This window comes from Acinetobacter sp. YH01018 (assembly GCF_013420295.1).
In the GTDB taxonomy this organism is placed as follows: domain Bacteria; phylum Pseudomonadota; class Gammaproteobacteria; order Pseudomonadales; family Moraxellaceae; genus Acinetobacter.
On record NZ_VOYL01000078.1, the window covers coordinates 1 to 6,962 of the forward strand.

The 6,962-nt window shown below is 41.2% G+C and carries 7 protein-coding genes; 3 read left to right on the forward strand and 4 right to left on the reverse strand.

Translation table 11 applies throughout. The features are described from left to right. From FTT83_RS15080 to FTT83_RS15095, 4 genes are all read right to left on the reverse strand, one after another. The coding region (locus tag FTT83_RS15080) for a thioredoxin family protein (protein ID WP_180189945.1) at positions 1 to 553 on the reverse strand (553 nt) is incomplete at its 3' end. Between the two features lie 222 nt (positions 554 to 775). After that, positions 776 to 1,699 carry a hypothetical protein gene (locus FTT83_RS15085; protein ID WP_180081344.1) on the reverse strand — a complete coding sequence of 308 codons (924 nt, stop codon included), beginning with the start codon at positions 1,697 to 1,699 and terminating at the stop codon, positions 776 to 778. A gap of 42 nt (positions 1,700 to 1,741) precedes the next feature. Continuing rightward, positions 1,742 to 2,875 (reverse strand): toxic anion resistance protein, encoded by a 1,134-nt coding sequence (locus FTT83_RS15090; protein ID WP_180176815.1) that lies wholly within the window; start codon positions 2,873 to 2,875, stop codon positions 1,742 to 1,744. Positions 2,876 to 2,895: 20 nt separating this feature from the next. Further along, positions 2,896 to 3,684: a tellurium resistance protein gene (locus FTT83_RS15095; protein WP_180176814.1), complete on the reverse strand. Its 789-nt coding sequence runs from the start codon at positions 3,682 to 3,684 to the stop codon at positions 2,896 to 2,898. A 354-nt stretch (positions 3,685 to 4,038) separates the two neighbouring features. On the opposite strand from FTT83_RS15095, the gene FTT83_RS15100 reads away from it, so the two are divergent. The 3 genes from FTT83_RS15100 (at position 4,039) to FTT83_RS15110 (ending at position 6,835) form a co-directional block, all read left to right on the forward strand. Next, the gene (locus FTT83_RS15100) at positions 4,039 to 5,289 is read left to right on the forward strand and encodes a YncE family protein (RefSeq protein WP_180176813.1); all 1,251 of its coding nucleotides are present in this window, start codon (positions 4,039 to 4,041) and stop codon (positions 5,287 to 5,289) included. An 80-nt stretch (positions 5,290 to 5,369) separates the two neighbouring features. After that, positions 5,370 to 5,855, forward strand: coding sequence for a hypothetical protein (locus FTT83_RS15105; protein ID WP_180176812.1), 486 nt, complete (start codon positions 5,370 to 5,372; stop codon positions 5,853 to 5,855). Between the two features lie 228 nt (positions 5,856 to 6,083). Next, positions 6,084 to 6,835 (forward strand): IS5 family transposase gene (locus tag FTT83_RS15110; RefSeq protein ID WP_373456133.1). Its coding sequence is split into 2 segments (ribosomal slippage): positions 6,084 to 6,318 and positions 6,318 to 6,835, totalling 753 coding nucleotides; the frame shifts between segments, so codons are not numbered across the junction. Positions 6,836 to 6,962 lie beyond the last annotated feature (127 nt).

The following is a 6,962-nucleotide window of genomic DNA, read 5'->3' on the forward strand; positions in this document are numbered from 1 at the left end:
TACGGCCCTGACCGATGTGGGCGTTGTCCTGGAACACCATAGGTACTGCCATGATCTTGCGCTGTTCCACTTCATCTTGGAAAAATGCACCGTCAATCATGGTGGCCGTGGTGCCCGGGTTATAGATGGCGATCAGGTTTAGAGCCTGTACCACATCAGGACAGTTATGGCAGCTGAGCGAGACAAACACTTCAAAATCAGCTGTTAAATTTAAACCCTTGATCTGTGCCAGGACTTCATCCGACACTTTCGGGGCATAACCCGACACCTGTAACAAGGCCAGAATGAGGGAAGTAAATTCATGTCCCATCGGCAAGCCGGCAAAGAAGATACGCGGTTCTTCCCCTGCTTTTGCAATACCGAAGCTAGGTGCACGGCTATTTGTACCGTCGAAGCGTGCAGTGACTAAATCAGATAACGCTGCAACTTCAGTCACCAGTTCTTTAATCTTGTCAGACTTATCTGAAGCATCCAAAGTCGCGACCAGTTCAATCGGGCCTTCCAGACGTTCCAATAAAGTTTTTAATTGAGCTGAAGTATTTTGGTCTAACATGGCTAACGTCTCCAAGGGAGTAAATGCTTATTTAATAAAGCTATAGTAAGGTAAATATTTAAATAGGTAAAACAGTTTGTTTTTATAATTACAATCGGAATATTAAATTAAATAAGTTTTACCCTGTTTTGGTGTATCCCGCCCTTCAGCATTGCCTGAATCATCTCACTGAAAAAGGCATCAAAAAATAATAAAAGCCCATTTCAGGGCTTTTGAAATGCATCATTTAAGCTGCATACGCTGCTCAACTCTGAAGATCCGCCTTTTTAAATGCTGCGACAGCAGCAGTAGAATTGCACTTAAAATTCCGAACAGTATGGCAGCAGCAATAATCAAAATTTGTACCACTGAACTCATTTGCTCTGCCTGAGCTACCTGTCTGGAAACAATCTTTGCCATTGGCGTTAAACTCTGACCATAAAGCTGGTGTTGCATGGTCCAAAGCTGTTCGGGTTTAAAACCATATTCAAAAAAATCAGGATCTGTTTTTTCCGCTTTCACTAAAGCTAGAACTTGTGGAATAGCCGCATCCTTATCTATCGGTTGATGTAGTAATGCTGTCTGGGCCAGCAGATAAGCTTTGACTGGCTCATCGACTTCGCTACGCTGTAAATATTGTGCCAGCTCGCTTTGCTGAATATTTTTCTCATAGTGAATCGCTTCCCTATAGGCATCATTCTCTTTATTATTTAAATCATATTGCAGATAGGTCAGACCTGACCACAGCATAATAAAAGCAATGATCCAGCCCACAAACTTCAAAATAAAAGACTGAAAACGGACATAGAAAAAGCGGATTTTTTTTAGAAAATGAATGACAAAAAATGCGCCCATAAAAGAAACAAACAGCTTTAGAATCAGCCAGCCAAACCATGACAACAGGTTGCTAAAATAATCACGATGCTGACCAAGTTCAGTAAGGTTTGCATCTACACTGAGCGGTATATGCAATTGTTTCAGTTCCGTCGTAATACCGAAAAAACTATAGACAAAATCATGCTGTAGAAAAAAAGCCACCACTGAAGCAAGGAAAATGGTGCTGCTGGTGATCGCCCATAACATCACATTGCGTTGACGCTTCTTCAGCATCACCACACCATTTTCGATCTGTTGCGAATTCACAGCATATTCATCCAAGGGAGGCAAACGCTTTCTCCTAAAGTGCTGGCAATGAACTTAAACGAATAGTTAAGATTTATTCATTCCACTGCTACTAGATTCTATCACCAGATGATTCAGATTTTCCTGCAAGGCACGTAAACGCGTTGTCGCTTCAGCACGTTTTTGCAGCCCCTCTTTTTGTACCTGAATCACGTCATTCACTGTTTTAATGAGGGTATTCTGCACATGTTCAAGCGTTTCGATATCAATCACTGAGCGCTGGTTGGCTTTGGCCGTAGCCACCGAATTTTGATGCAGCAAGTCGGCATTACGGCGTAACAGGTCATTGGTGGCATCATCTATACTATTCGCCAGCTGGACACTGTTTTTCTGTTCATGCAGGGAAATAGCCAAGCTGATCTGGTTTTTCCATGCCGGTAAGGTAATGTTTTTAATGGCATAAAACTTATCGACCAGCATCAGGTTATTGGACTGGATAATCCGGATCATCGGCAAGGTTTGCATGGCAGACTGCTGCAAAATCTGTAAATCACTGACCCGTTTTTCCAGATTATTGGCCAGATGATTTAGATCATAGATCTTTTGCACCGTAGGCTGATCTTGGGCTTGGGCCGTTAAATGTGCAATTTTCTGCTGAATCTCCTGCTCTTTTAATTTCCCCGCTGCAATATAGATACCCAGCTGTCGGTATTCCTCCTGCACCCCCTGAAACATTTTATCCAAAGTGTCCACTCGGGTTTTCAAGCCCGATTGGGACGTTTCAATTTCCTTGACCAGCACATCAATCTGTTCTTGGGTGCTATTAAAATGCTGATCAAAACTTTGCTTGGCACCTTTCATTTTACTGATCAGGCCACCTAAAAAACCCGTACTTTGTTTCTTGTTCAAAATACTGCTGCTATTCAACTGCTGGGCAACCTGCACCACCTGATTTAACTTTTGACCGGTCGTGTCCAGGTCTTTATTTTGTACCAGATTCAGCAGTTCATCGGTATAACCCGACGTTTTTGTTGCAATATTTTTCCCATATTCCGCAACTGCATTATGGCTCATTTCAGCCAGTTCCTGATGTGCATTCATCACTTCATTAAAATCTGAATCCTGCAAACCAATTTCCTGTAAATTCAGTTGCTGGAACTTTTGCTGAACAAGATCTTGAGTGACTTCAGCGGGTAAATCTTTAGATTCAAAATCGGTCATGCTTCACCTGAATAGTATGTTCAATGTATGGGTTTCTCGAGTGATTTTCTTAAAATATGAATTAATTTCTCTCTGCTATGCTCCAGCTTGTCCAGTTCAATGCCCGAACTGTTCTGGTGACTTTGTTTAACATGATATTGCCAGGCAGGAATCAGTACTTGCTGCGCTTCTTTAAAACGGTCCAGCAAAGTAAAAGAAAGCTGCTGCGATAATTGCATCTGTGTAATTGCAATATCATTACTAGCTTGTAAAGTTTGTAATGAATTGATTTTTTTCGATAACCTTTCAGAAAAGTTATCCAGAGGATGTACATTCTTGACGAAATTTGGATATTCCAGCAAAAACTCTTGCGCTGCCCGAATGTATTTTGCCATTTGCTCACGATGCCCGAGTAACTGCTGAAAACGTGCCTGAGACTTTTGTATTTCAATCTGCAATTTTTGACTTAATTGATTGGCCCGATGAAGCAATTGGTCCAGGTTTTTATAATACTCGACCTGCCCGGAACCATATTCCAGATCAATCCCCAACCACTTTTGCAAGACATTAAACTTGCGGCGGGTCAGATATTTTTTTGAATCGGCCAATGCCTGAATCAGCTGTTCTATGGTGCTGCTTAATTGCTGGGTCAGATGTGGATCGACACCGTTTAATAATACCGACTGAGCCTGAATGACTGAATCGGCATAATGATTCAGACGATATTGATCCTGCAGCAAAGGGACCAAATCATTCTGCTGAATAGACAGCAGTTCAGCCCGATTCACTTCAATGTCGGCTAAGGCAACAAGCATATCTATCTGAGACATAATATTGGAAACTCAACAAAATCATTTTTATAGTACGACTTCTGTATAAAAGATCATGTAGTGTTTTGCAATTTTTCCGTACCTCCATCAGAGATGTGGCTAAAAGCTAAAATAGGGTTCGGCAATCCGTCGGAAAAACAATCTGCTCTGTCCTCATAATAAATTGATTATTCAAATATTTATAAAATAAAAGACTTATTCAGGTCATTTTTAGCGCGTGTTTTTATCGGATTATCCAAGATTTGATGGTTGAATTCTTTATTCTATGCTTCAGCGAATACAGGAGTATTCGACAGCAATGAGAAAATTCAAATAAAAAATCGATTTCATGGAGCTGAATCGGAGAATAATGAGATGAAAAACAAAAATCTTTTCCTCAAATGGAGTGTAAATGCGTTATTTGCAGCAATCGCATTCACATCCCTGAATAGCCATGCCACGACATCTTCAATGCCTGCCCCGGCGAATAGCCAACAGGTATTTTTTGTGGGCAATAACTGGGATGGAACGGTAACCGTCATTCGTCCATCGGGTGATTTTGGTAAAATCGGTGTGATCAACATGGTTCCTGATCGCAAAGAGCGTTTGACGGAAATCCACCTCAATCCAATTAAACTGATTGCCTATACTTACATTCAGTCCACCGCTGGAGAAGGTCATGATCAGCTGGTGGATGACATGTATTCCACACCAGATGGCAAATCTGTGGTGGCATCACGCCCAAGTTTTGCCGATGTGGTGTCGATTAATATTGCGACGGGTAAAATCAACTGGCGTACACCTGTAGAAGGCTTCCGTTCCGATCATATGGCAGTTTCTCCTGATGGTCAGCGCTTAGCGGTATCGGCATCTTCAGGCAATGTGGTTCAGGTGCTGGATATCAATACCGGTAAAGAATTGGGACGCTTTGCAACTGGCGACAAACCGCATGAAAATATTTTCTTTAACGGTGGCACAAAAATTCTAAACTCAGCCATTGGTAATGTGGAAACATCTATGGATGCCGCATGGCAAGATTTCACCAAGGGGAAGCGACTCCTCACCATTGCCGATGCCAATACTTTTAAAGTCCTCAAGACCATCGATTTCCGTCCGGTGCTGGATGCAGTTGGCCGTAAAGATCTGTCCAATGCGGTACGTCCGATTGTCCTGAGTAATGATGAAAGTAAAATTTATGCCCAGATTTCATTTTTTAATGGCTTGATCGAATATGACCTGAATCAGAATAAAGTTACTCGCATTGGTCAATTACCGGGCAGCTCGACAATTCCTTCTGACCGAACCAAATATGTAAACGACTCGCGTCATCATGGATTGTCGATTAGTGGCGATGGTGAAAAACTGTGTGTCGCCGGCACCATGGATGACTATGCAACGATTGTCGACCGTTCAACCCTGAAAGCGGGCAAGCTAATTCCTGCAGGCAAGCCTTATTGGGCAACACAAAGTCCAGATGGTAAAAGCTGTGTAATTTCTGAAAGTGCGGCTGATGTGGTTACCGTGATTGATTTCGCAACGGGTGAAAAAGTACTGAGTGTTCCTGTTGGAAATCACCCACAACGGGTTCGTATCGGTTATGCACCTGCGGGCTGGTCTACCCCTTAACTGTTTAATTTATAAATCGTACAGGCCTGATCTTAAGATTGGGTCTGTTTTCATTTAAATGCATGAATAGGATTTCCAGCATGGATCGCAGCACAAAATTTGGTCTTATCATTGGTTTTATTGTGACCTTGTCCCTTATCATCGTAGTTTATATATTTAAACCGCTTTCCTCTCCACCGGTAGATACAGCAAAAGCAAAACCCACTCCAGCTGTAGCCACACCTACTGTTGAAAAAAAAGTGCTATCTACCACACCAGTTCAAGCAAATACAGTTCCGCTATCCAATCAGGCAGAATTACTTCAACAACGCGACCGGCTATATAAAAATTTTGCAGCCATTAGCGACGCTTTGAGTCATGGACAGCAGCCCGATTTACGTCAGGTGAGCCAAATGTTGGAACAGCAAAAACAGCTGGTCAGAACAGGCATGGTTGCTGCGGATGAAGCTATTTCATATTGCCAGTTTTTAAGGCAGATTTTACCGGCAATGGAACATCAGATTGACCAAAATATTATAGAGTTAGAACAGCTTAAGCGTAGTGCTATACAAAAAGTACAGTCGTGATGATAAATAACATTAATGAACTTCTTTCATCAGCACCTTTTATTTCTTCCTATGAAGGGAAAAAATCAAGACGATTTATCAAGTATGGAAAAATTTAATATAGTCTGAAACATTAAAATATGTTGCCTTATCTATTTCACCCAATATTAGGGCGTGTCCTCATTTGAAGAATTGGTTTTAAATACTTAAAATCCTCCTTTAAGCTCTTTTCATTTCTATATTTTTTCAATGGCACGTACTCTTCTCACCGATGATATTTGGCAGCAAATTCAAGATACTATACGATTACACGGTTGTTACTGTTCAAAAAACAGTAGAAATATCATGGAAGCCATCTTATGGAAACTACGTACGGGTGCGACATGGCGTGATATTCCTCAAGAACTTTGCCCTTGGCAAACTGCTTACAATCGCTTTAATCGCTGGGCAAGTAAGGGATTATGGGATAAATTTTTTTTAGATTACGAGGCATTCTGGATCAGGAATGGGTATTCATTGATGGAAGCTACATACGCGTGCATCAACATGCAAGTGGAGCTCGGCATGGTTTCGAAAGAGCAATTAGACAATCACGCGGTGGACGAACAACAAAAATACATCTTGCAACCGACGCGAATGGATTACCGATTGATTTTAAAATCACTGGGGGTGACGTCCACGACAGTCAAGTTGCAAAACAACTGATTGATATTGTAGGCGAGGCAACTTATCTCATTGCTGACAAAGGGTATGATGCTGAGCACATTAGAATATGTGCCAAGAACAAGAATATGATTCCCATTATTCCATTGAGATCAAACAGTAAGAGATCGAATAAGGAATTTGATAAATATCTATATAAATTAAGACATTTAGTTGAAAATGCTTTTGCGAGATTAAAACATTTCCGTGCTATTGCAACTCGATTTGATAAACTAGCACGCAATTATAAATCTATGATCCGTATAGCCTGCATATTTATTTGGTGCAAAGCCAAATGAGGTAGTGTTCAAAAATCTGTGTCATTTCAATAAACTGAATCAAACAGGAAATGACACATCATGGCAAACAACTTTGATTTCGAAGCAGCTTTAAAACAATTACAGTCAGGACAACCCCTCACTGGTG